Below are 23,057 nucleotides of genomic sequence, written 5' to 3' on the forward strand. Positions count from 1 at the left end.
CGAGGGTTGTATGGTTTTTACGGCGAGTCTATCAATACAAGCGCTTCCCACTGCCAACGCAGAACCACTTCGCAGCGTCATAATTACCGGCGCAACAGTCGCAGCCTGTCTGAGCAACCGCCGCCGCGTCGTCCCCGCGCTGATTCCGGGCTGAGTGCCTGCGGAACCCCCCGATTGTTCAGGGTCTTTGCCGATCAATTGGTCTCTGTTCATGTAAGCGCCTCTGGCGTCGGAAGGTTGATGACTTATTGCGTCAGAAGAACAGCGAGCGGAGCCAGCGAACAACTGGGACGCTGTCTGCGAGTTCGGGGTCGGTTAAAATAGCACAGGCAAAACCCGGGCCATTGATGAGCGACCTTCGTTCATCGCTGCTCCCAGAGAGGCATTACGCTCGTCGAAACAGGTAGCCTTAAGAATTTGAGTCGAATGATAGCCGATCAAGGTGACGATCCAAATAAGTAATCATACTCAAACGAGCCTGTTGAGCGATCTGCGGGACGAAGGAGGTATCTCTGGGATCGCCGACAGGCTGTCGGCCGTCTGGGCGAGGAGTCGACAACATGTCGACTGCCCTCATGTGCCGACGACAAGTCGGCGCCCCGGATCGGACGCGGTTTACCGCCACAGCCCGCAGGTATCGATCACGATCTTTTCCTGCAAAATTTGCCGGGAGAGCTTCTGGAAGCGACGGTGCGCGACCAATCCCAGCACGATATCCGCCTCCACCAGCGCCTCGTCCGCGCCGCGCAGTTCCACGCCGGCCTCCGCCAGCGCTTTCGGCAGCGTATCGATATGCGGTTCGACGGCCAGCACGCGCCCGATCCGCTGCTCGGCCAGATGTTGCGCGATCTCGACGGCGGGGCTTTCGCGCAGATCGTCGATGTCAGGCTTATAGGCTAGGCCAAAACAAGCGATGGTGGGATTCTGGATGCGCGCGGCCTTGGCGCGCGTCTTGGCGACCACCAGATCGGGCTTGCCGGTATTGACCTCGCGCGCCGCGCGGATGAGTCGGCTCTGCTCGGGCGCGGAATGGACGATGAACCAGGGATCGACGGCGATACAGTGCCCGCCCACCCCAGGGCCGGGGCGCAGGATGTTGACCCTTGGGTGATGGTTGGCGAGTTGGATCAACTCCCAGACATCCACGCCCAGGTGATCGCAGATCTGCGACAGTTCGTTGGCGAGGGCGATGTTGACATCCCGAAAGGTGTTTTCGGTGAGCTTGGCCAGTTCGGCGGTACGGCTGTCGGTCGTCAGCACCTTGCCCGCCACGAATTGCAGATAGAATTCCGCCGCCGTGGCCGTGGAGGCGTCGTCGACGCCGCCGACGATGCGGTCGTTGTCCACCAACTCGCGGATGATCTGACCCGGCAGCACGCGCTCCGGGCAGTGCGCCACGCGGACCGTTCCGGCGGCGTCGACGTTGTCGTTACCGCGTCCGGGCAGACGGAGGTCGGGGCGCTCCTCCGCCAGCCATTGCGCGACCAGTTCGGTGGTGCCGACCGGGCTGGTCGATTCCAGGATCACCAGATTGCCCGATACCAGCGCGGGGGCGATGGCCCGCGTGGCCGCCTCGACATAGGTCAGATCGGGTTGATAACCGTCCATGAAGGGCGTCGGCACCGCCAGGATGAAGACATCCGCCGGGGCCGGTTGGGTGTCGGCCTTGAGCCGTCCGCTCTGCACGGCGGATTTGACCAGAATATCCAACTCCGGCTCGCGGATATGAATGCGCCCGGCGTTGATCGTCTCGACCACTCGGGGGCTGACATCCACGCCATGGACCTCGAAGCCCTTGCTGGCGAGCAGACTGGCGGTGGGCAGACCAATGTAGCCCAGGCCCATGACACAGAGTTTGCGGAATTGCGGGTCGATGTGGCTCATGAATCCTGTTTTCCTGTGTGAGATAAAGCGTCGGAGATGCGTATTTCTCCGCCTCGCAAGGCCCAGGGAGCGCCGGCGTGCAGCGGCTCTCTGGTGCATCCGTGACGCCAAGTGACGGGCGGTCAGAGACCGCCCGCCCCTGGGCCGGTCAGAGACCGGCGCTCCCAGGTTGGCGCTCCCAGGGATGCGCGCAGAGTTGCCAGGATCCGCGCCGCCGCTTGACCGTCGCCATAGGGATTATGCGCCCGCGACATGGCGCGATAGGCGTCCGGATCGTCGAGCAGACGGGTCGCCTCGCGCACGATGGCGACGGTATCGGTGCCGACCAGACGCACGGTGCCGGCCTCGACCGCTTCGGGTCGTTCGGTCGTGTCGCGCATCACCAGCACCGGCTTGCCGATGGAGGGCGCTTCCTCCTGCACGCCGCCCGAGTCGGTGATCAGAAGGTCGGCGCGATCCATCAGCGCCACGAAGGGCAGGTAGTCCAGAGGCGCGATGAGATGGATCTTGTCCGATGCTCCCAGCAGGCGACGAACCGGCTCCTGCACGTTCGGGTTCAGATGAACCGGGTAGACGATCTGAACATCGGGCCGCCGGGCCAAGGTGGCCAGACTCGCGCAGATTCGCTCGAATCCCTCGCCGAAATTCTCGCGCCGATGCCCTGTCACCAGAATGAGTCGGCGCGCGGGATCGAGAAAGTCGAACTGGCTCAGAAGGCCCTGACGCAGACCGTCATCGGCGCGCAGACGTTGCACCACGTCCAGCAGGGCATCGATGACGGTATTGCCGGTGACCGTGATCCGCTCGGCATTCACCCCTTCGCGCAGCAGGTTGTCGCGCGCCCGTTCGGTCGGCGCGAAATGCAGTTCGGTCAGATTTCCGGTGAGCCGGCGATTCATCTCCTCGGGCCAGGGGGAATAAATATTGCCCGTGCGCAGACCGGCCTCGACATGGCCGACGGGAATCCGTTGATAATAGGACGCGAGGGCGGCGGCGCAGGTGGTCGTGGTATCGCCATGGACCAGAACCAGATCGGGCTGGAAATTGCTCAACACGGAGCGCAGGCCGATCAGGACATTGGCGGTGATATCGGTCAGATCCTGTCCCGGCTGCATCAAATCCAGATCGAAATCCGGCTGGATCTCGAAGAGCTGCAAGACCTGATCGAGCATCTGCCGATGCTGCGCCGTGACGCAGACCCGGCTGTCGAAGGCCGGATCGGCCGCCAGCGCCCGCACCACGGGCGCCATCTTGATCGCCTCCGGGCGTGTCCCGAAAACCGTGAGAATTCGCGGCGGAGCCTGCGCGGTGTTGGCTGAAGGAGACATTGCGCGTCTTACCTCGGATTGGACCGGAAACGCCGCCAGTTTATGCGTTTTGATCATGGATGGGGTAGGGCATTCAGATTCGGAAATTCTCGGTGTGAACGCCCCGCCTGAAGCCGTTCGTGGTTCGAGTGCCTCACCACGAACGGCTTCAGGCGGGGCAATGGTATGTGCTTTTCCGGAAATCACCTTAAACCGCGCCCGCTCCGACAGTCACAGAGGCTGCCGAGGATTGTTCCAATCCAAACACATTGCCTACCGCGCTGGGTGCGGTTTAAAAGGGTAGGGCAATGATGTCGATTTGAAGTGGCGATTGGAACAGCGCCTCGTCGATATCTATCCTGAGTCTGACCGCTGACCGCTGACCGCTGACCGCTGACCGCTGACCGCTGACCGCTGACCAAAAGGAGCGAGACCCATGGCGACGCCCACTCTTCGGGAGGGAAGCCTCGAAGCGCCCACCCGCCATCCGCTCGACTGGCAAAACCCCGCGTTTTACGACGAAGGCGCGCTCTTCCATGAGTTGGAGCGCGTCTTCGATATCTGTCACGGCTGCCGCCGTTGCGTGAGTCTCTGTCAATCCTTTCCGACCCTGTTCGATCTGGTCGACGAGTCCGAAAGCCTGGAGGTGGACGGCGTCGCCAAGGATGACTATTGGAAGGTCGTCGATCACTGCTATCTGTGCGACCTCTGCTACATGACCAAGTGTCCCTATGTGCCACCGCATGAATGGAATCTCGACTTTCCGCATCTGATGCTGCGGGCCAAGGCGGTCAAATACCGGCAGGGCAAGGTCAAATTCCGCGATCGGGTGCTGACGAGCACGGATCGGGTCGGCGCGCTGGCCGGCTTTCCCGTCATCAATGGTCTCGTGAACGCGGTCAACGCAAACCCGCTCGGACGCCGCGTGCTGGAGGCGGTCCTTGATGTCCATCGGGATGCCCGCGTCCCCGAATACCGAAATCGGACCCTGCGCAAGCAAGAGAAGGCGCGGATCGGTCGGACCGCGACGGGCGAGCCGGCCGGAACCACCACGGGCAAGGTGGCGCTCTTTGCGACCTGCTATGGCAACTTCAACGAGCCCGGCGTCAGTCAGGATCTGATCGCCGTCTTCGAGCATTCCGGTATCCCGGTGGCCTTGGCGGAGAAGGAACGCTGCTGCGGCATGCCCAAGCTGGAACTGGGCGATCTGGAGTCGGTGAGGGCCGCCAAGGAAGCGAATCTCCCAGTGCTCAGGCGGCTGGTCGAGGACGGCTGGGACATCGTCGCGCCGATCCCATCCTGCGTGCTGATGTTCAAGCAGGAACTGCCGCTGATGTTCCCCGAGGATCCCGCTGTGCAGTTGGTCAAGTCGCGCATCTTCGATCCCTTCGAGTACCTGATGCTGCGCCACAGGCACGGCAAGCTGAACCTGGACTTCAAGCAGCCGCTGGGCAGCGTGGTCTATCAGACCTCCTGTCATCAACGGGTCCAGAACATTGGACAGAAGACCCGCGAGATCCTGGCCCTGGTGCCGGGCACGACGGTCGAGATCGTCGAGCGCTGCTCGGGTCACGACGGAACCTATGCCGTGAAAAAAGAATCCTACGCAGCCGCCATGAAGATCGTGCGCCCGGTGGCGGGGCGTGTCGACAAGGCGGCGCCCGATTATTTCGGTAGCGATTGCCCGATGGCGGGGGCGCATATCGCCCATGCGCTGGGTTGCGACGGCCAGCAGCGCCATCCGCTGAGTCTGCTGCGCCTGGCCTACGGCATCTGAAAAAGATTTTCTGACACTTGGCGCCCGCGGTCGGGCGCGACCGGATCAAGCGGAGACGAACATGCATCTGACGCGAGACGATTTATACAGCCTGGAGCAGTATGCGCGGATTCGCGGCGACTTCCGCGCCCGAGTCATGGCGCACAAGCAATACCGCCAGGTCGCCATCGGCACCCACGCTACCCTCTATTTCGAAGATCGCCTGACCATGCAGTATCAGATCCAGGAGATGCTGCGGGTCGAGCGCATCTTCGAGTCCCAGGGGATTCAGGACGAACTGGACGCCTACAATCCCATGATCCCGGACGGCGCCAACTGGAAGGCGACCTTCATGATCGAGTACGAGGATGCCGACGAACGCCGCGACGCGCTGGCGCGTCTGCGCGGGATCGAGGATCGGGTCTGGGTCCAGATCGCCGGCTTTGATCGGGTCCATGCGATCGCCGACGAAGATCTGGATCGAGAGGACGCGACCAGAACCTCGGCGGTGCATTTTCTACGCTTCGAACTCTCGGCGCCCATGATTGCCGCGCTCCGCGAGGGCGCTGCGCTGTCCATTGGTATCGATCATCCCGAATATGCGCATCGGACCGAGATCGCGCCGCCGGTGTGCACGTCTCTGATGGGCGATTTGCAACGCCGTTGAACCGCAAGGGATGCGTATCCCTGGCGCTGTTTTCGGTCATCTCCACGACAGAACGGCCTCTGTCCGCTTTGTCGCAAATCTCCCAATCGGCATCGACTGAATCTGTAAATTTTTGATAAATATATTTTAAATCCGCTGGCACTTGCTTTGCTTGAGGTTTGTTTCAAATCTCTTCATCGGCAGCTGGGAGCCAGCCATGATAGACCACCGCCTCAAGGTCACGATCAACGACACCACCCTGCGCGACGGCGAGCAATCCGCTGGCGTCGCCTTTTCGTTGGACGAAAAGCTCGCCATCGCCCGCGGACTCGACACGCTCGGCGTCCCCGAACTGGAGATCGGCATCCCGGCCATGGGCGAGGACGAGCGCGCGTCGATCCGCGCCGTCGCCGCACTCGGTCTCTCGGCCCGCTTGATGGTCTGGACCCGGATGCTCCCGGACGACATCGCCCAGTGCCGCGACCTCGGCGTCGATCTCGTCGACCTTTCGATCCCGGTCTCCGATCAGCAGATCGCCCGCAAGCTCCGACGCGACCGCGCCTGGGTGCTCGGTCAGATCCGCCGCCAGGTGAATGCCGCGCAGGATCTGGGGCTGGAGGTCTGCGTCGGCGCAGAGGATGCCTCGCGCGCCGACCCCGAATTCCTCTGGCGGGCCGCCGAGGCGGCGCAGGAGGCCGGCGCGCGGCGCTTCCGCTTCGCCGACACGGTCGGCCTGATGGATCCCTTCGCCGTCTTCGAGCGCATCCGCGACCTGCGCGCCATCGTCGATCTGGAGATCGAGATGCACGCACACGACGATCTGGGCCTGGCCACCGCCAACAGCCTGGCGGCGGTGCGCGGCGGCGCGACCCATGTCAACACCACGGTCCACGGACTCGGCGAGCGTGCCGGCAACGCGGCGCTGGAAGAAGTGATCATGGGTCTGAGACACATCCACCGGATCGATTGCGGCGTGGATCTGAAAGACTTCGACGGTCTCTCCCGACTGGTGGCCAAGGCATCCGGCAAGCCCGTGGCCTGGCACAAGAGCCTGGTCGGCGCGGGCGCTTTCACCCATGAGGCGGGCATCCATGTCGATGGGCTGCTGAAGGATCCGCTGAACTATCAGGGCGTCGACCCGGCCGATGTGGGCCGTCGGCATTGCATGGTCCTTGGCAAGCATTCGGGGACGCGCGCGGTGCGACAGGTGTATGCCGACCAGCTGCGTTTCGAGATCGACACGGACCAGGCCGAGCGGGTGCTGCCGCTGGTGCGCCGTTTCGTCACCGAGACCAAACGCTCGCCCGAGCCGCTGGATCTGCGCCGCTTTCTGGCTGAAATCGGTCATCCTCAAGCCGCCCTGCTCCAATAGGCAACGCCACCATGGATCTTCTGGATTTCGCCGCCGAGGACATGTATTTCGACGAACCGGTCAGCCCGGAGGTCGAAGCGCTGCTGCTCGACGCGGCCCAGCGTTATGGCGAGGGCAGCGCCGAGGCGAGTCTGCTCCAGGCGTATTTCCTCGAACCGGAGCATCTGACGGTGCTGGTCGCCCTGTACCGGTATTTTTATTATCGCCAGCAGTATCGAGAATCGCTGATCGTCGCCGACCGGGCGATCGGCATCGTCTCGTCCAGACTCGGTCTGACCGTGCGCTGGCAGGATCTTTCGGAGGCGGATCTCGGGCGCTCGGTGCAAGTCTCCATGACCTTGACGCGCTTTCTGCTATTGGCGCTCAAGGGATCCGGTTATCTGCTGATGCGTCTGGGCGAGCATCGGGATGCCCTCGCGCGCTTCGAGAAAATCGCCGAGATCGACACCAGCGACCGGCTTGGCATTACCGAGCTATTGACGATGGCCCGTGCCTCCGTCGCCGAGGCCGCCGCCGAGCGCGCGGGCGGCAATGTGCGCTTTCTGAGCCGTTAAACCGCGCCCATCGCGAGACACGTCGTTTCGTGGCTCTGCAACTCGTTTTGCAGCGCCACGAACGCTCGGTGGGGCGCGGTTTAAGACGATTTCCGGGAAAGACTTTCCGATTTTCATGGGCTCGGCGCGTGAAGCCGTTCATGGTTCGACCCTTCGGCTCCGCTCAGGGCTCACCACGAACGGCTTAACTTAATGGCGGTGACCCGCAAGCTTCAATCTCGCGGCGACAGTCCCGCTCGGAGCGCCATCCTGATGACCTCCACCCTGTTGGGAAGGCTGGCCACGGCAACGATCCTTGGCCTGCTGTTGAATCCCGCGCCGGTCGCCGCCGAGGCGGATGGTCCGGATTATTATCGCGTGACCGGCGTCGCGCCCACGGATGTTCTCCGCATCCGTGCCACGCCTGATCCGGGCGCAGCCCAGGTCGGTAAGATTCCGCCAGGAGCGGACTGCGTGCGCAATCTGGGCTGCCGTGGCGGTCTCAGCTTCGAGGAATACAGCACCCTGAGCAAAACCGAGCAGGCCGAGCGGCTGCGCCACTACCCGCGCTGGTGCAAAATCGAGTATCAGGGGATCGAGGGCTGGGTCGCCGCCCGTTATCTGGCAGAGGGCGGCTGCCGCTGATCGCCCTGAGGCGACAACTCCTGGATTTCCCAACCAAGACCGTCAGTGTCGACGACTGACCAAGAGACCCAACGTCGTGCCCGGAATTCGCCTAACTAACCTGTAACCGAGGACATCGACCATGAATTTCATGACCAAAACCACCCTGGCGCTGCTCGCCACCAGCGGCCTGGCCGCCGCGTTGATCTCGCCGCTGGCCAACGCGGCCCATCCCAGCTTCGACTGCGCCAAGGCCACCCACGAGGCCGAGCAACTCATCTGCAAGGACGCCGAACTCGCCGAGCTGGACCAACGCCTCGCGGAACTCTACGCCACCCTGATGAAGCACACCCCAGCCAGCCAGCAAGGCGCGCTCAAGACGGAGCAGCGCGGCTGGGTGAAGGGCCGCAACGACTGTTGGAAGTCCGACGACCAACGCGGTTGCATCAAGGCCGAGTACCGGTCGCGGATCAAGGAGTTGAAAGACCGATAAGGAGGATTCCCGATGCGCCTCACCGCGCTTGCCGTCGTGGCTCTGACCGCGACCCTGCTGAACGCCTGCGTCGACTCGGGGACCACCCGTCCCAGCGAGACCCCTAGGCTTCCCGCCGTCGACACGGCCGCCGCGCAGCGGTTGATCATCCGCCCCTTCCAACCGCGCGCCTCGACCCGGCGCAACGAGCGGCTTTCCTACCGTTTTATGGTGGAGCGGATCTGACCCGAAGCCTCCAGGATGAGTCGGGCGATGCGCCGAGGCGGTCATTTCCGCGACAAGCCGCTTCGACTCTCTTTGTCGGAAACCTGTCAAAAAATGCTCGTCCTTTCAAAAGGCCTTTATAAATCAAAATATAATGATTGGTATGTTGTTTGCATTTTGATGGAGGACAAGTTCAGCGCTCGCATCATGCGCCGACTGAGCTGGAACAACGCCCGGAGGCAACCATGACCGACGACGAATTCGACCTCGACCTGAGCGAACTCTCCAGCGCGGAGGATTTTCTGGATTATTTCGCGATTGCTTACGAACCCGCCGTGGTGCAGGTCAATCGTCTGCACATCCTGCAACGTTTCCATGACTACCTCGAACAGGTCGACGAGATGCCCGATTCGACCCAGGCCCGCTGGGCACTGCACGCCGACCTGCTCAAGGCGGCCTATCAGGATTTTTTAGCCTCGAACGCCGCGACCGAGAAGGTCTTTCGGGTATTCAGAATGAACGAACCCCGCTCCGTCGCGGTACCGCTCAGCGATCTGACGAAGCAGGTACCGCATGCGCCCCCAGTATGAATTCGGCGACGCGGTGCGTGTCGTGCGCAATGTGCGCAACGACGGCACCTATCCGGGCGAGTCGACCGGCGCGCTCCTGATCCGGCGCGGCAGCACCGGTTTCGTGCGCGATGTCGGCACCTTTCTCCAGGATCAGATGATCTATACGGTGCATTTCCTCGATAGCGACCGGGTGGTCGGCTGTCGCGAGGAGGAACTGCAACCGGCGGACGCGCCCTGGACGCCCAGCCGCTTCGAGTTCCGCGACAAGGTCGCGACCTCTCGGCCGCTCGGAATTCAGGGCCGGGTGCTGGTCCGGCAGGGCGAGATCGGCGAGGTGATCCGCGTCGTGCGCGACCATCCAGGCGAGGTTGCCTATCACGTCCATTTCCCCGACCGCAACACGCTGGTGGTGCCCGAGTCTGCGCTGACCGAGGTGGAGGCCGTGATCGACACGGCGGAGGAATCGCCTCATCGACCCGCGCCAAGCCCGACGCCATGAACGTCCGTCCTCCCCCGTCAACCTCGCCGAGCGCAGAGTACCGCTATCATCTGCTGCGCGCGGCTAGCGAGCGTTTCCAGACCACGCCCGGCGCGCTGGACGCAGAACGGCTGTCCCAGGCCGAGCGCCAGGCCCAACAGACCTTCGAGCTGGAAAGTCTGGTGCTCTCCTCGCCCGAGGCGCGCGACACCCTCGCCCCTGAGCCGCGTCTCGATGAAGCCGTCCTGGCGATCCGCCAGCGCTACCCGGACGAGGACAGCTTTCTCGCCGACCTGACGGCCAACGGTCTCGACGCGGACACCCTGCGTCAGTCGCTCCGGCGCGAACTCGTCTTCGATGCCGTCATGCAACAAGTTGGCGCCCGCGCGGAGCCGGTCAGCGAGTTGGACGAACAACTTTTCCACGAACTGCACCGAGAGCGTTTCATCACCCCGGAGCGGCGCACCGCGCGTCACATCCTCATCACCGTCAACGACGACTTCGCCGAAAACCGGCGCGAGGTCGCGCTCGCCCGAATCGATGCAGTCGCCGCCCAACTGAAGGGTCAGGCCCAGCGCTTCGGCGCACTTGCCCGCCAGTGTTCCGAATGCCCCACCGCAACCGAAGATGGGCGTCTTGGCGCCGTGCCGCGCGGCCAGCTCTATCCCGAGCTGGACGCGGCACTGTTCGCGTTGGCGGAAGGCGAAGTCAGCGGCGTGCTAAAGTCCGAACTCGGTTTTCATCTTCTGCTCTGCGAACGCATCGAACCGGGCGTCGAGATTGGATTCGAGCAGGCCAGGGCCAAAATCCACTCGGTCATCGCGGCGCGACGGCGGCTGGACCGGCAGAAATCCTGGCTCGCCGAGCTTCGCCAGGCAACGTAATTTTTCGCGTTCTTCACTGTTCGATTGCTCTATGACTCGTTAGGCCCCAGACCGACGAGTCATGCTCATCGCTTGAGGTGATTTCCGGAAATGACTTTACCAAGCGTCAAACTTCGTAGGAGCCCGCTTGCGGGCGACATGATCCGCCAAGACGCCTTCCATGCGCGCATCCGTCGCCCGCAAGCGGGCTCCTACGGGTAGGATTTGGCCACCTCAAGCAATCTAGGTTCAACCCTTGCCACCGCTCCAAGAGATCCCGACGAATGAACGACAAGGTCCATGCCTGCTCCTTCTGCGGCGCCCCGCAAGAGCCTGACCGGCCACTGATCGCGGGTATCGATGGCCATATCTGCGAGGCCTGCGTCGGGCTGGCCCATCAGGTGGTCAGCAGTTGGGGACGCGGTCGCGCGCTCGCCGCCCCACTCAAATCGCCGCCCAAGCCGCTGGAGATCAAGGAGCATCTGGATCGTTATGTGATCGGCCAGGAGGCCGCCAAGGAGACGCTCGCGGTCGCCGTCTACAACCATTACAAACGGCTGGCGAGCGAATCCAAGAACCCGCGCCGCACCCTGGAGGACGACGACCGCGTCGAAATCGACAAATCCAACATCCTCCTGCTCGGCCCCTCCGGCACCGGTAAAACTTTGCTGGCCAGCACCCTCGCGCGCATCGTCGGAGTTCCCTTCGTGATCGCGGACGCCACCACCCTGACCCAGGCGGGCTATGTCGGCGAGGATGTCGAAAGCATTCTGGCGCGCCTGCTCGACGCCTCCAACGGCAGCCGCGAGGTCGCCGAATGGGGCATGGTCTATATCGACGAAATCGACAAGCTGGCGCGCCAGGGCGAGACGGCGCACGGCACCCGCGATGTCTCCGGCGAGGGCGTACAGCAGGCACTGCTCAAACTGGTCGAAGGGACGCAGGTCAAGGTCAACCCGAAGGGCCGCAAGGACGCGGGCGAAAGCGTGCTGATCGACACCCGCAATATCCTCTTCGTGGTGGGCGGCGCCTTCGCCGGGCTGGCGAAGGTGCTGATGCGCCGACTCCGTCCGGGGCCGTCGAGCATCGGCTTTCATGCAGAGGTCGGCGCGTTTGCGGCATCCGAGGACCGCGATCCGCGCCTGTACCAGTCAACCCATCCCGACGATCTACGCCAATTCGGCCTGATTCCGGAGTTTATCGGACGCTTCCCGGTGCTGGTCGGACTTCAGGAACTCGACGAGGCGGCGTTGGTGCGCATCCTCACCGAGCCCCGTAACGCGCTGGTCCGTCAGTATCAGCAGATGTTTGTCTTCGAGGGAGTCAGGCTGGATTTCACGCCCGAGGCCGTGACCGCCATCGCGCGCCTGGCCATCGAACGCGGCACCGGCGCACGCGGGCTGCGCAGCGTGATGGAGGGTCTGCTTCAGCGCGCCATGTTCGAGCTGCCCTCCATGTCGAATGTCGTGGAATGTCTGGTCGATGCCGAGGCGGTGACCGGTCAGGGCGCGATTCAGTGGCGTTATCGGGGAGCGGACAGCGCGGACGTGCAGGCGGAAGCGGGCGGTTAGGACGCTTCGGGAGACCGCGAACGATTTCAGGCGAACCGCCAGACCAGACAAGCCGACAGCGTGTTTCATTCCATCGCATGCTTGATGCGTTCTGAACCTTGCCCGTGCTCAATGACGCCCTCAGCCGCGCTGCCGACAAGGTCGATGGCCGAAGCGAAGTAAGGCTCCGCGTCCCTCGCGGTTTTCGGCATGGTAGGATAGCCGCCACCGTCTTGATTCGCCGAAGGTTCGTCTGGGGATCGGTTCCCAGCGACGGCGATTCATTTCCTGGACGAACGAGCGGGCGCGATTGCCGCGCGCCGGGGTGTTCTCCCGATTTCTTCAATGAGGACGCGGTGTCTCACCGGCCCCTGAGCCGGATGAGGCGCTGCGCGAGCGTGATTTTTTATGAAAAACGACCGACGTCCGTCGCGGTATCCCTCCTCCGAGGAGGCGGTGCGACTCCAGAAGCTACTGGCCGAGGCTGGCCTGGGCTCGCGCCGCGAGATCGAGGGCTGGATCACGGAGGGTCGAGTCCGGGTGAACGGCACCCTCGCCAAGCTTGGCGACCGCGCGACCAGCGCGGACCGGATCCGTATCGATAGCCGCGACGTGAAACTCAAGCGTCAGCGCGAGACCATTCCTCAGATCATTGCCTATCACAAACCCGAGGGCGAACTGGTGACCCGTCGCGACCCGGAGGAGCGGCCGACCGTCTTTCGGCGTCTGCCTCGCCCGAAGGAGGGGCGCTGGATCGCCGTGGGCCGACTGGACATCAATACCTCCGGCCTGATTCTGTTCACCAACGATGGCGAACTTGCCAACCGTCTGATGCACCCGTCGCGCGAGATCGAGCGCGAATACGCGGCGCGCATCCTCGGCGAGATTCCTGACGGCACCCTGGAGCGCCTGACCACGGGCATCGAGTTGGAGGACGGTCCAGCCCGGTTCGACGCCGTCACCGATCAGGGCGGCACGGGCGCGAACCACTGGTTCAACGTGGTACTGCGCGAGGGCCGCAACCGCGAGGTACGCCGGTTGTGGGAGGCCGCCGGCTGTACCGTCAGCCGGCTGATCCGCATCCGTTACGGCAATATCGAGTTGGGGCGGCGTCTCTTTACCGGGAACTGGCGTCCTCTGACCGAGGAAGAGCAAACCGCCTTGCTGGCGCTGGCTGGACTGAGCGTGCCGGAACGGCCGCGACCGCGCAAGTTCGGACCTGGAATTCGGCGTTCGCCGCCATCCGAGTCAACCGCTTCGATCGCGCCAAGGCGTCAAGGAGGACCGCGGCGAGGGGAGCGGGATTAGGGCGTGTCATCAATTGTGTTCGCGTGGAATGATCGCCGCCCCCCAATGTTCCAAGGCCGGGATCGATGCGCTCGACGCGAATGTTTCACGGCATTCTTGTCGGGGCGAATTCATTCGCCCCGACATCCTCGACATCCCCTGTCTCCGCGCTACCAACGCGGCGAATGAATTCGCCTCTACAGGCCAGCGGGAATTCCGCACAAGTAGAATTGATGACGCGCCCCAGGTAATTTCCGGGAAGTTCCGGAGACTCTGAGCGGAAAACCGTTCGCGATGAAACCATGCGTGGTGAAGCCGTTCGTGGTTCGAGTGCCTCACCACGAACGGCTTCATCGCGAACGGCTTCAGGGAGATGGCTTCAGAGGGTGTAGACAAAAATAATTGAGCTGCTATTTGTATACCAGTCTACAACTGAGCTGGTGTGCGCTGATGTCGAAAGCTGGTCGTCCCCCCAAGATTCACGAGGCGGAGCAAGCGGTATTGCGTCAAATTGTCACGGATCGCCCGACCTCCACGCTGTCAGAGATTGCCCGGGAACTCGCGGCACGGACGGGAATCGAGGCTCATGAAGCAACGATTCGCAAGTCCTTGCGGGAGGCGGGCGTCACGCGCCTCCGGGGCGAGAGTGGTCTCGAGGCGCAAGCGCGCGCAACGCCGCGTCGGTATGGGTATACGGATGCGCATCGTCGCCACGACCCCGACCAAAGCTACCCAAGTTGTCTGACCGATGCGGAGTGGGACTTGGTCGCCGCTCTCTTTGAGATGCCGGGCGGGCGGGGTCAACCGCCCCGCGTGTCGCGCCGGAGCATCCTGGAGGCGTGTTGCTACGTGGTGCGCACGGGGTGCGCGTGGCGGATGCTGCCGCACGATTTCGCGCCTTGGCAGAATGTCTACAAGACGTTTCGCCGTTGGAGTGCGGCTGGGAAGTTTGAGCAGATGCATGATCGACTGCGGGGGCAATGGCGCGAACGCGAGGGGCGTGAGATCGCGCCGACGGCGGCGGTGCTGGATGCGCAATCGACCCGCGGCTCGCCGCAGGGTGGACCGAGCGGCTTTGATGCGGGCAAGCAGGTCAAGGGGCGCAAGCGCAGCCTGGTGGTCGATACCTTGGGGTTCGTGTTGGCGGTGAGCGTGGTCGCGGCCAATCTTCAGGACCGCGATGCCGCCTCGGGCGCCGTCGCTGACACGGCCGCCAAGTACCCCCAGATCAACACGCTGTTTGTCGATAGCGCCTACGCCGGTCAATTTGCCCAAACCACCGAGCAGACCCACGCGATCCGCGTGGAAGTCGTGCGCCATCCAGCCAACAAAAGCGTTGGCTCCTGGCACGTGGACGGGGCGCCTGACCGAGTGGTGATCGCCAACGCCGACGGCTTCGTTCCGCTGCCGAAGCGCTGGGTTGTCGAGCGCACCCATGCGTGGAATGAGCGTGCCCGTCGATTGATCATGCATCATGACCGTCTGCCAGCGGTCTCCGAAACCTGGGTTTGGCTGGCGGAGGCGCGCATCCTGCTGCGGCGGTTGACCACAACGGTTTGATTTTGTCTACACCCTCTCAGGGAGACGTATAGAAGTCGCATGTGATCGCCGGACGTTGGGGCGGGTTTCAAACCCGCTCCGCCGACAGGGTATGTCGTGATATCAGGTGCGAAGGCGATACCGTCGGCTACGCGTTTCGTCCCGCTGCCTGATCGAGCGCCCGGAGTCGCTCCAACTTCTCGCGAATGCGAATCTCCAGACCCCGATCCACCGGTTCATAGTAGCGGCGTTCGCCTAGTTCCTCGGGGAAATAAACCTCGCCGGCGGCATAAGCCTCTGGCTCGTCGTGGGCGTAGCGATAGGCGCGGCCGTGACCGAGTTCCTTCAGCAGTTTGGTCGGCGCGTTGCGCAGATGGATCGGCACGTCGAGCGAGCCGGAACCGCGCGCGTCCGCCAGCGCGGCTTTCCAGGCCGTGTAGACCGCATTGCTCTTGGCTGCGCAGGCCAGATAGACGACTGCCTGGGCGAGTGCCAGTTCGCCCTCGGGCGAGCCGAGCCGTTCCAGCGCATTCCAGGCGTTCATGGCGAGATCCAGCGCGCGCGGATCGGCGTTGCCGATGTCCTCGCTGGCCATGCGCGCGACCCGACGGGCAATATAAAGCGGATCGCAGCCGCCGTCGATCATCCGCGCCAGCCAGTAAAGCGCGGCGTCGGGGGCCGAGCCGCGCACGGCTTTGTGCAGGGCCGAGATCTGATCGTAGAAGATGTCCCCGCCCCGGTCGAAGCGTCGGATCGGATCGGCGACGACCTCGGCGACGGTCGCGGTCTCGATGGTTTCGTCGGTCGTCAACTGAACCGCCAGTTCCAGCAGATTCAAGGCGCGGCGGGCGTCGCCGTCGGCGGTCTGGGCCAGGAGTCGGGCAGCCTCATCCGGCAGAACCAGGTGTTGTTCGCCAAACCCGTGGGTTGGATCCGCGAGCGCGCGCGTCAGGACGTGCCGGATGTCACCGACCGTCAGCGATTTGAGGACATAGACCCGCGCTCGCGACAACAGCGCGTTGTTGAGCGAGAAGGAAGGGTTTTCGGTGGTCGCGCCGATGAAGGTGAGGGTGCCGTTTTCGACATGAGGCAGAAAGGCGTCCTGCTGACCCTTGTTGAAGCGATGGACCTCGTCGATGAAGAGGAGCGTGCCGCGCTGCTCCAGCCGACGCACGGTCTGGGCTTCGGCGACCGCCTCGCGGATCTCCTTGACGCCGGCCAGCACCGCCGACAGGTTGAGGAAATGGGCACCCGATTGACGCGCGATCAGGCGCGCCAGCGTGGTTTTGCCGGTGCCCGGCGGACCCCAGAGGATCATGGAATGCAATCGGCCGGATTCGATGGCGCGACGCAGGGGTTTGCCGGGGGCGAGCAGGTGCGTCTGTCCGACGAATTCCTCCAGGGTGACCGGACGCATGCGGTCCGCGAGCGGTGCGTCCTCGGATGTCGCGATCATGACCAAGCCGCGTCCGGCATGAACCGATCCGCATCAATCCATCTGTAGGAAATCATCGACATCACGCTGATCGATCTTGAACAGATCGGCGTTGAGGCTGGTATTGCGCCGAGTCCCGGTGAAATTGAGCCGGGTTTCCTGGCCGAAGCTGTCCTGCATGATGAGGCTGTCGAGCGTGTCCTTGTCGAAGCCGATCTCGATGCGCACCACGTCCGTGTCCTGATCTTTTGGAATGAGTTCCACCCAGTCGCGCCCGTCCGTGCTGTCGATCGGGCGGGCCTTGAAATGCTGTTCGATGGGGCCGGGATTGGCGAGCAGGAGCGCTGGCGTTCCGCGCAGCGCCTTGTCCTGACTCTGATGCGAGACCTGTTTCAAATCCAGGTCATGGAGATAGACGCGCTTGCCATCGGCGATAATGACCTGCTTCGTGGGTGTGGCGTACTCCCAGCGGAAGCGGCCGGGGCGCTGGAGATAGAGCGTCCCGCGGGCCTCCATCATCTGGGTGCGGTCGGCGCTGAAGGTGTATTGCTCGAAATCCGCCTGAAGGCTGTTCAGGCCGGAGAGGTAGGCGTTGACCCGATCCGCTCCGTCGGCGTTGGCTGTGCGAGCGATCCAGAGCAGAGCGAGCAGAGCGAGCAGAGCGAGATAGGGCTGGAGTAACGGTTGGGCCGTATGGCGGAGAGGGCCGACGCGCCGGGCGGACAGCAGGCGGCTGGCGGTGGGAAGGCAGTGCATCGTTGCGTTTCCTAGGGTTGCGATGTTTTCGGCGGACCACCATCGGGGGGACCGTTACGAAGTTGGAGTTATAGCCGTTTAATGTGATATCCAGCTCCCAAGGCCACGATCAAGCAAAAAAGGTCTGTAAAAAGTGGATTTGACACTAATTGCATGTCCAGTTATTACATTAATTCTACTTTGTTAGCTTGACATAAGCTTATGATTTTCAAATATTATTTTCAGGGAAAATTTTATTTGGAAATGGCAGATCATGGCTAACGCGATTGGTAGCGAAACCGATGCGATGTTAAAAAACATGGTTGGTAACCTCTCCGCTCATCTGGAGGATTATCACGAATTTTTTCAAAACGAAACAGCTGATGGTCATGAACTGAGTCGAGCTTACATCATGGGTCTTCTCAAAACTGAAGCCGGAAAACGGAATCTCGAACGCATCAACGAAGAAATTGATGTGTCCGGTGGTGATGGTTATCAACGGATCCAACAGTTCATCACAGATTCACCGTGGTCGGCGGGAAACCTCATCGGTGCGATCGCCCAAGACACCTCAAGTCTGTATGCGAATCAGCCGAATTATCGCGGTCGGGATGTCGGCTACATCATTGATGAGTCAGCGCATCTCAAGAAAGGCAAGTATTCCGTTGGCGTCGCGCGGCAATATGCCGGTGTCATTGGTAAGGTTGAGAATTGCCAGGTAGGCGTTTATGCCAGCTTAGTTTGGGAATCACAGAGCACGTTAATTAATGAGCGGTTGTTCCTTCCAACGTCCTGGACCGCTGATTTAAAGCGATGTGACCAAGCGGGTATTCCTGAAGAGGCACGTCAGTTTAAAACGAAGATCGAACTCGCACTGGAGATGATTCAATCCGATCTGGCGGCGGGCGTAGACATTGGTTGGGTGGGCGGTGATGGCCTGTACGGACACGGGTTAGAGCTTGGTGTTTCTTTAGATAACATAGGGTTAAATTTTCTGCTTGATGTTCATTGCGATCAGATGATCTATCCCCTCAAACCCATTCTATCGGTTCCGGAATCCGCTGGGCGAGGACGAAAGCCAACCAAACTTCAAGCTGATCGCGACCCCACGCAAGTGAGATGGTATGCCGACCATCTTTATCCTTTCCAATGGCGCACGATGGCCGTTCGCAATGGGGCCAAAGGGCCGATCACGCTGTCCGTTCATACCGCTCCCGTGTGGGTTTGGGATGGCAAGTCGGAGCGCGTGACCGAGCGGGTATTGGTCATCAGCCGAAATCACGCGGACAACAAGATCAAATACTCACTCAGTAATGTCGATTATCGGAGCACCCCGATCGAAAGGCTGGCTTACATGCAAGCACAGCGCTATTGGGTTGAACGGGCATTTCAAGAAGCCAAAAGCGAATTAGGAATGTCAGATTATCAAGTCAGAAAATGGAATGCCTGGCACCACCATATGGCGCTGGTGATGTTGTCGCTGTCCTTTATTGTTAAAGAGCGTCTTTTGCACAAAACCGATTATCCATTGGTGAGTTGCCGTGATCTTCGGCTTCTCATCATCGCTTTACTACTCAACGATCCGGATGCGGTCGAAAAAAGAATCCAGCAAATGCGGGTCAGGCATGAGCAAAGGCGCAAGGATATCGAGCGTTATTACAAGCTGACCGCGACGGGATAGTCAATGCGTTTGAATTAAAGTAACAAAGTAGAATTAAACGGCTATATATTGCCCGGCAGCGTCTTGATCTGTAGGATAAAGGCTGCGCAAACAACTGATAAAGTATGGCGATCTTATAATCTTTGGCATTACCTGCAACCTGTTATGAGAACATTAAGAAGTGAGAACCCATTACGATAATTTACAGGTTTCCAAATACGCGAGTGATCGTGTAATTCGTGCTGCATGGAAGAGTCTTGCTCAGGAGTGGCACCCAGATAAACACCCAAGCAATCGACAGGAAGCCGAACGAATCCTTAAAATAATAAATAAAGCCTATGATGTATTATCAAATCCAGAGACAAGAAAAACGCATGACGAATGGATTAATTCTCAACTCGATGCCAAGAGCAATTCAAAACATAGCAACACATCCAGTAATAGCAGAAAGGCTAACGTTGATACAGAATGCGTTTGCGATACAGACCCGCTTTTCGATGAGGCGGTCGTGATCGTCGTCGAGAGTCGGCGCGCATCCATCTCTGGGGTCCAGCGACGGCTCAAGATCGGCTACAACCGCGCCGCCCGGATGATCGAGGAAATGGAACGCATTGGGATAGTTGGGCCTCCTGAATCAAATGGAAGTCGTGAAGTATTGGCTCCACTACCAATAAATAATGCGAGTGGAGACTATATTGGTTTAATCTGTCCTAAATGTTTTAAAGAAAGTAAATATTACATAGAAAATTTTAAAGAAGAAGAAATGTGTCGGCATTGTAAAACAGTTTTTAAATATTGGCTTGTCAAGGTACGCGCCAAGCGATCTCAATTTAACCGGTCAAGAAATACAAGGTCATATTTTCTGAGGGTGATTGATTTTATTGACTTGGAACACTTGATCGAATTTGAAAATCCAGGCCATGGAGATTTCGAGCTTAGGGCGAAAGATTTGATTTCCTTGAATTACCTGAATGGCAATTTACGCTTAATCCATAATTATACAATTAATCAGTACGTCTTGATCGGTTCAAGATCGACAAAAAAATCTAAAATCAAATCTTTACTATTCTATTTGATTATTTTCCTAATCATTTTTATTTTTTTCCAAAACCAATAGCATGTCGTGTGAAAAGAGTTCTGAAAGCGAAAGGGGTTTTGCATCAATCAGCTAGCGACCAGATCCATCACGCCGATTAGAACCATCGCGTTATACATAAGTCCGTAACCCTTTGATATTTATAGCGCACGATTTGGTTCGTATTCCATAAAATTCAACAACTTACAGAGATGTGTGTAACGCGATGGATTATAACCCACAAAAAATAGCATGAATAAGATACACGGGGAAAAATAATTGCATCTCTATTGATTTTCGTTTGGAAAATCTGACGGGTTTCTCTGTTGCAGAACCTCCCGACTCCCGTTGGTCTCGGCGGGGCCAACGATGCCGATGCGCTCCATTTCCTCGATCATGCGGGCGGCGCGGTTATAACCAATCTTGAGCCGGCGCTGGACGCCCGAGATGGATGCGCGGCGGCTCTCCACCACGATCTGGCGCGCTTCGTCGAACAGCGGGTCGGTATCCTCGGTCTCGCCGCGCGGCTCGGGGTCGATGCCCGGCAGCGATTCGGACGGCTCCCGCAGGACATCGTCGATGTAGCTCGGGGGACCGTACTGCTGCTTGAGAAAATCCACGACGTGATGGACCTCGTGATCGTCGACGAAGGCGCCATGCACGCGCTGCGGGATATTGCCGCCCGGCGGCAGATAGAGCATGTCGCCATGGCCGAGCAATTGCTCGGCACCCATCTGATCGAGCACGGTACGCGAGTCGATCCGCGAGGACACCTGGAAGGCAATGCGGGTAGGGATGTTGGCCTTGATCAGGCCGGTTAGCACGTCCACCGAGGGGCGCTGGGTGGCGAGCAGCAAGTGGATGCCCGAGGCGCGCGCCTTCTGCGCTAGACGCGCGATCAGCTCCTCGACCTTCTTGCCGACGACCATCATCATGTCGGCGAGTTCGTCGATGATGACGACGATATAGGGCAGATGGCCGAGCGTGGGCACCGCGACGCCGGACTCCAGGTCGAAATCGGCGCCGAGGATCGGGTCCGGAATCGGTTCGCCAGCGGCCTCGGCCTCGGCGATCTGACGATTGTAGCCGCCGATGTTGCGCACCCCGAGCTTGGCCATCAGCCGGTAGCGGCGTTCCATTTCGCCGACACACCAGCGCAGGGCGTTGGCGGCCTCCTTCATGTCGGTGACGACGGGTGTCAGCAGGTGCGGAATGCCCTCGTAGACCGAGAGTTCCAGCATCTTGGGGTCGACCATGATGAGCCGCACGTCCTCCGGCCCGGCCTTGTAGAGCAGGCTGAGGATCATGGCGTTGATGGCGACCGACTTGCCGGAACCGGTGGTGCCCGCGATCAGCGCATGCGGCATGCGCGCCAGATCGACCACCACCGGCAGGCCGGAGATGTTGGTGCCCATGCCCAGGGTCAGCGGCGAGGCGGCCTCCTGGTAGATCGCGGAGGCGAAGATTTCGCGCAGGAAGACCGTTTCGCGCTCTTTGTTGGGGATCTCGATGCCAATCACCGATTTGCCCGGAATGATCTCGACCACGCGCACGCTGATGGTTGAAAGCGCGCGCGCCAGATCGCGGGCCAGTCCGGTGATTTTGCTGGCCTTGATGCCGGGGGCCAGTTGCAGCTCGAAAAGCGTGACCACGGGACCGGGGTAGACGGCGACGACCCGGACCTCGACCCCGAAATCCGCCAGATTGGATTCCACCTGACGCGAGAGATCCTCGATCTGTTCCTCGGAGTAGCCGCGTCCGGTCTTGCGCGGCGCGTCCAGCAGATCCAGCGGCGGGCGGGCCTGTTCGCCGGGTGGGGTGCGGTCGAACGGCCGTTCGCTGACGCTTGGCGCGGCTGGGGGTTGCGGCGCGGCCTTCGCAATCGACCGTAGTATCTTTTTCACTCGCGGAGCCTCAAGCGGGACCGGTTTCTGTCCACGCATCAGATCCGTCATGGACAGCCTGTCATCCGCCTCGTCGAGTGACTCCGCCGCCAGCGCCTCGGGCTCGGCCATGTCGCGTTGTACCCCCTGTGGCAGTCGCCCCAAAGGTCGCCGAGGACGGGGCGCGGGGATCTCCTCCGCGGATTCTGGCCATCGAGAGGTTGATGACGGAGGGTCGATGAGGTTCAGCTCGCTGGGCAAACCGCTCTGAGCGCCATCGGTTTCCGCCGGATCCCGGCCGCGGGCGAACGCGAGACGCGCGGTGGCGCCGGACAACCCGGACCAGACCGCGCGCGCGCCATGGAGGACGACGGCGCCCAGGCTATCCAGCAGCTTCAGCCAGGAGATGCCGGAAAACAGGGTCGCGCTGACCAGCAAGGCGCCGCCCAAGAGTAAATCGGTGCCTGCCAGGTTGAAGGTGTCCAGCATCCGGCGACTGACCAGCAGCCCGAGTCCTCCGCCGGCGCCATTGGGCAGATTGAAGCCGAAGGTTCCGATATGGAGCGAGGCATAGCCGCAACCCGCGGCCAGCGTGACCAGGAAACCGACCCAGCGCAGCGAGAGCAGCCAGGCCCTTTGAGAGGGATCCTCGCCGCGTCCGCGAAACACCAGCCAGGCGCTCCAGGCCACCATGAAGGGCAGTAAATAGGCAAAAAACCCAAACAGATAGAGGACGACATCCGCGAACCAGGCGCCGGCGCGACCGCCGGCATTGGTCACCAGACTGGTTTCGCCCACATAGGACCAGCCGGGATCCGCCGGCGAATAACTCGCCAGCGAAATCGCCAGATAAATCGCCACGCACATGAGCGACCACATGGCGCCCTCGCGCAACGCGCGCTCCACGTAATCGCTGAATGTCAATTGACCGTAGCGTGTTGCCTGTGCCATGCGTCTCTCCAAAATTGATCGACGTATTCTAGCCTTACCGATGATTTTTCGCGCGGTTTCCACACGGATGGCCGTTCGTGGCAGGGGGGTGCGCGGCGCGGGAATCGCTTGGCGATTCCGCGAATGTCGATCCAGGTCACTGCCTGCCTGGATCAGGCGAGTGCTATGATTCCCTCTTTTTCAGGGTAGCAAGGGCGTGTCGCACCGATC

The 23,057-nt window shown here is 61.1% G+C and carries 20 protein-coding genes and 2 pseudogenes; 16 read left to right on the forward strand and 6 right to left on the reverse strand.

The genetic code is table 11. The annotated features are described in order from the left end of the window. Positions 1 to 615: 615 nt before the first annotated feature. Positions 616 to 1,884: a UDP-N-acetyl-D-mannosamine dehydrogenase gene (gene wecC, locus THIVI_RS20700; protein WP_014780476.1), complete on the reverse strand. Its 1,269-nt coding sequence runs from the start codon at positions 1,882 to 1,884 to the stop codon at positions 616 to 618. A gap of 122 nt (positions 1,885 to 2,006) precedes the next feature. Beyond that, positions 2,007 to 3,212: a non-hydrolyzing UDP-N-acetylglucosamine 2-epimerase gene (gene wecB, locus THIVI_RS20705; RefSeq protein ID WP_052315141.1), complete on the reverse strand. Its 1,206-nt coding sequence runs from the start codon at positions 3,210 to 3,212 to the stop codon at positions 2,007 to 2,009. 415 nt (positions 3,213 to 3,627) lie between these two features. Here wecB and THIVI_RS20710 point away from each other — a divergent pair, with 415 nt between their 5' ends. The 11 genes from THIVI_RS20710 (at position 3,628) to clpX (ending at position 12,303) form a co-directional block, all read left to right on the forward strand. Then, positions 3,628 to 4,968: a heterodisulfide reductase-related iron-sulfur binding cluster gene (locus THIVI_RS20710; RefSeq protein WP_014780478.1), complete on the forward strand. Its 1,341-nt coding sequence runs from the start codon at positions 3,628 to 3,630 to the stop codon at positions 4,966 to 4,968. Between the two features lie 61 nt (positions 4,969 to 5,029). Further along, positions 5,030 to 5,614, forward strand: coding sequence for a DUF3501 family protein (locus THIVI_RS20715; RefSeq protein ID WP_014780479.1), 585 nt, complete (start codon positions 5,030 to 5,032; stop codon positions 5,612 to 5,614). Positions 5,615 to 5,810: 196 nt separating this feature from the next. Then, positions 5,811 to 6,965, forward strand: coding sequence for a homocitrate synthase (nifV, locus tag THIVI_RS20720; RefSeq protein ID WP_014780480.1), 1,155 nt, complete (start codon positions 5,811 to 5,813; stop codon positions 6,963 to 6,965). 11 nt (positions 6,966 to 6,976) lie between these two features. Then, positions 6,977 to 7,519, forward strand: coding sequence for a hypothetical protein (locus THIVI_RS20725; RefSeq protein WP_014780481.1), 543 nt, complete (start codon positions 6,977 to 6,979; stop codon positions 7,517 to 7,519). Positions 7,520 to 7,771: 252 nt separating this feature from the next. Beyond that, the gene (locus THIVI_RS20730) at positions 7,772 to 8,143 is read left to right on the forward strand and encodes an SH3 domain-containing protein (protein WP_014780482.1); all 372 of its coding nucleotides are present in this window, start codon (positions 7,772 to 7,774) and stop codon (positions 8,141 to 8,143) included. A 121-nt stretch (positions 8,144 to 8,264) separates the two neighbouring features. Then, a complete protein-coding gene (locus THIVI_RS20735) occupies positions 8,265 to 8,615 on the forward strand; it encodes a lysozyme inhibitor LprI family protein (protein WP_014780483.1) in 351 nt (116 codons plus the stop codon). 12 nt (positions 8,616 to 8,627) lie between these two features. Continuing rightward, complete coding sequence (locus tag THIVI_RS20740; protein ID WP_014780484.1) at positions 8,628 to 8,840, forward strand: hypothetical protein; 213 nt, start codon at positions 8,628 to 8,630, stop codon at positions 8,838 to 8,840. Positions 8,841 to 9,064: 224 nt separating this feature from the next. After that, positions 9,065 to 9,409 (forward strand): nitrogenase-stabilizing/protective protein NifW, encoded by a 345-nt coding sequence (gene nifW, locus THIVI_RS20745; RefSeq protein WP_014780485.1) that lies wholly within the window; start codon positions 9,065 to 9,067, stop codon positions 9,407 to 9,409. Beyond that, positions 9,393 to 9,890 carry a nitrogen fixation protein NifZ gene (locus THIVI_RS20750; RefSeq protein ID WP_014780486.1) on the forward strand — a complete coding sequence of 166 codons (498 nt, stop codon included), beginning with the start codon at positions 9,393 to 9,395 and terminating at the stop codon, positions 9,888 to 9,890. Before nifW ends, THIVI_RS20750 begins: the two co-directional genes overlap by 17 nt. Then, positions 9,887 to 10,753: a nitrogen fixation protein NifM gene (gene nifM, locus THIVI_RS20755; protein WP_014780487.1), complete on the forward strand. Its 867-nt coding sequence runs from the start codon at positions 9,887 to 9,889 to the stop codon at positions 10,751 to 10,753. Before THIVI_RS20750 ends, nifM begins: the two co-directional genes overlap by 4 nt. Before the next feature lie 263 nt (positions 10,754 to 11,016). Next, positions 11,017 to 12,303 carry an ATP-dependent Clp protease ATP-binding subunit ClpX gene (gene clpX, locus THIVI_RS20760; protein ID WP_014780488.1) on the forward strand — a complete coding sequence of 429 codons (1,287 nt, stop codon included), beginning with the start codon at positions 11,017 to 11,019 and terminating at the stop codon, positions 12,301 to 12,303. A gap of 65 nt (positions 12,304 to 12,368) precedes the next feature. Here clpX and THIVI_RS26120 read toward each other — a convergent pair whose 3' ends face one another. Further along, on the reverse strand, positions 12,369 to 12,494 hold the full coding sequence (locus THIVI_RS26120; protein ID WP_281054902.1) for a hypothetical protein: 126 nt from the start codon (positions 12,492 to 12,494) through the stop codon (positions 12,369 to 12,371). 196 nt (positions 12,495 to 12,690) lie between these two features. Here THIVI_RS26120 and rluB point away from each other — a divergent pair, with 196 nt between their 5' ends. Both rluB and THIVI_RS20775 read left to right on the forward strand, forming a co-directional pair. Beyond that, a complete protein-coding gene (gene rluB, locus THIVI_RS20765) occupies positions 12,691 to 13,590 on the forward strand; it encodes a 23S rRNA pseudouridine(2605) synthase RluB (protein WP_014780489.1) in 900 nt (299 codons plus the stop codon). Between the two features lie 429 nt (positions 13,591 to 14,019). Further along, positions 14,020 to 15,129 (forward strand): IS5 family transposase, encoded by a 1,110-nt coding sequence (locus THIVI_RS20775; protein ID WP_041447199.1) that lies wholly within the window; start codon positions 14,020 to 14,022, stop codon positions 15,127 to 15,129. Between the two features lie 127 nt (positions 15,130 to 15,256). Here the strand turns inward: THIVI_RS20775 and THIVI_RS20780 are convergent, their stop codons facing one another. Continuing rightward, positions 15,257 to 16,564: a replication-associated recombination protein A gene (locus THIVI_RS20780; RefSeq protein WP_014780490.1), complete on the reverse strand. Its 1,308-nt coding sequence runs from the start codon at positions 16,562 to 16,564 to the stop codon at positions 15,257 to 15,259. Positions 16,565 to 16,597: 33 nt separating this feature from the next. After that, positions 16,598 to 17,299, reverse strand: coding sequence for an outer membrane lipoprotein periplasmic chaperone LolA (lolA, locus tag THIVI_RS20785; RefSeq protein WP_014780491.1), 702 nt, complete (start codon positions 17,297 to 17,299; stop codon positions 16,598 to 16,600). A 253-nt stretch (positions 17,300 to 17,552) separates the two neighbouring features. Here lolA and THIVI_RS23085 point away from each other — a divergent pair, with 253 nt between their 5' ends. The 3 genes and pseudogenes from THIVI_RS23085 to THIVI_RS26215 all read left to right on the forward strand — a co-directional run. Next, a complete protein-coding gene (locus THIVI_RS23085; RefSeq protein ID WP_014776674.1) occupies positions 17,553 to 18,959 on the forward strand; it encodes an IS701 family transposase in 1,407 nt (468 codons plus the stop codon). A 160-nt stretch (positions 18,960 to 19,119) separates the two neighbouring features. Then, a pseudogene (locus THIVI_RS26210) lies at positions 19,120 to 19,305 on the forward strand (DnaJ domain-containing protein); the annotation flags it as partial. A 111-nt stretch (positions 19,306 to 19,416) separates the two neighbouring features. Beyond that, positions 19,417 to 19,608: pseudogene (locus tag THIVI_RS26215) on the forward strand (DNA translocase FtsK); the annotation flags it as partial. A gap of 692 nt (positions 19,609 to 20,300) precedes the next feature. Here THIVI_RS26215 and THIVI_RS20795 read toward each other — a convergent pair. Beyond that, complete coding sequence (locus THIVI_RS20795) at positions 20,301 to 22,847, reverse strand: DNA translocase FtsK (RefSeq protein WP_014780493.1); 2,547 nt, start codon at positions 22,845 to 22,847, stop codon at positions 20,301 to 20,303. Positions 22,848 to 23,057 lie beyond the last annotated feature (210 nt).

The organism is Thiocystis violascens DSM 198, assembly GCF_000227745.2.
Taxonomy (GTDB): domain Bacteria; phylum Pseudomonadota; class Gammaproteobacteria; order Chromatiales; family Chromatiaceae; genus Chromatium; species Chromatium violascens.

Coding starts and splice junctions, on each gene's coding strand:
- wecC (WP_014780476.1), bottom strand. CDS start 1,884: ATGAGCCACATCGACCCGCAATTCCGCAAACTCTGTGTCATGGGCCTG.
- wecB (WP_052315141.1), bottom strand. CDS start 3,212: ATGTCTCCTTCAGCCAACACCGCGCAGGCTCCGCCGCGAATTCTCACG.
- THIVI_RS20710 (WP_014780478.1), top strand. CDS start 3,628: ATGGCGACGCCCACTCTTCGGGAGGGAAGCCTCGAAGCGCCCACCCGC.
- THIVI_RS20715 (WP_014780479.1), top strand. CDS start 5,030: ATGCATCTGACGCGAGACGATTTATACAGCCTGGAGCAGTATGCGCGG.
- nifV (WP_014780480.1), top strand. CDS start 5,811: ATGATAGACCACCGCCTCAAGGTCACGATCAACGACACCACCCTGCGC.
- THIVI_RS20725 (WP_014780481.1), top strand. CDS start 6,977: ATGGATCTTCTGGATTTCGCCGCCGAGGACATGTATTTCGACGAACCG.
- THIVI_RS20730 (WP_014780482.1), top strand. CDS start 7,772: ATGACCTCCACCCTGTTGGGAAGGCTGGCCACGGCAACGATCCTTGGC.
- THIVI_RS20735 (WP_014780483.1), top strand. CDS start 8,265: ATGAATTTCATGACCAAAACCACCCTGGCGCTGCTCGCCACCAGCGGC.
- THIVI_RS20740 (WP_014780484.1), top strand. CDS start 8,628: ATGCGCCTCACCGCGCTTGCCGTCGTGGCTCTGACCGCGACCCTGCTG.
- nifW (WP_014780485.1), top strand. CDS start 9,065: ATGACCGACGACGAATTCGACCTCGACCTGAGCGAACTCTCCAGCGCG.
- THIVI_RS20750 (WP_014780486.1), top strand. CDS start 9,393: ATGCGCCCCCAGTATGAATTCGGCGACGCGGTGCGTGTCGTGCGCAAT.
- nifM (WP_014780487.1), top strand. CDS start 9,887: ATGAACGTCCGTCCTCCCCCGTCAACCTCGCCGAGCGCAGAGTACCGC.
- clpX (WP_014780488.1), top strand. CDS start 11,017: ATGAACGACAAGGTCCATGCCTGCTCCTTCTGCGGCGCCCCGCAAGAG.
- THIVI_RS26120 (WP_281054902.1), bottom strand. CDS start 12,494: ATGCCGAAAACCGCGAGGGACGCGGAGCCTTACTTCGCTTCGGCCATC.
- rluB (WP_014780489.1), top strand. CDS start 12,691: ATGAAAAACGACCGACGTCCGTCGCGGTATCCCTCCTCCGAGGAGGCG.
- THIVI_RS20775 (WP_041447199.1), top strand. CDS start 14,020: ATGTCGAAAGCTGGTCGTCCCCCCAAGATTCACGAGGCGGAGCAAGCG.
- THIVI_RS20780 (WP_014780490.1), bottom strand. CDS start 16,564: ATGATCGCGACATCCGAGGACGCACCGCTCGCGGACCGCATGCGTCCG.
- lolA (WP_014780491.1), bottom strand. CDS start 17,299: ATGCACTGCCTTCCCACCGCCAGCCGCCTGCTGTCCGCCCGGCGCGTC.
- THIVI_RS23085 (WP_014776674.1), top strand. CDS start 17,553: ATGGCTAACGCGATTGGTAGCGAAACCGATGCGATGTTAAAAAACATG.
- THIVI_RS20795 (WP_014780493.1), bottom strand. CDS start 22,847: ATGGCACAGGCAACACGCTACGGTCAATTGACATTCAGCGATTACGTG.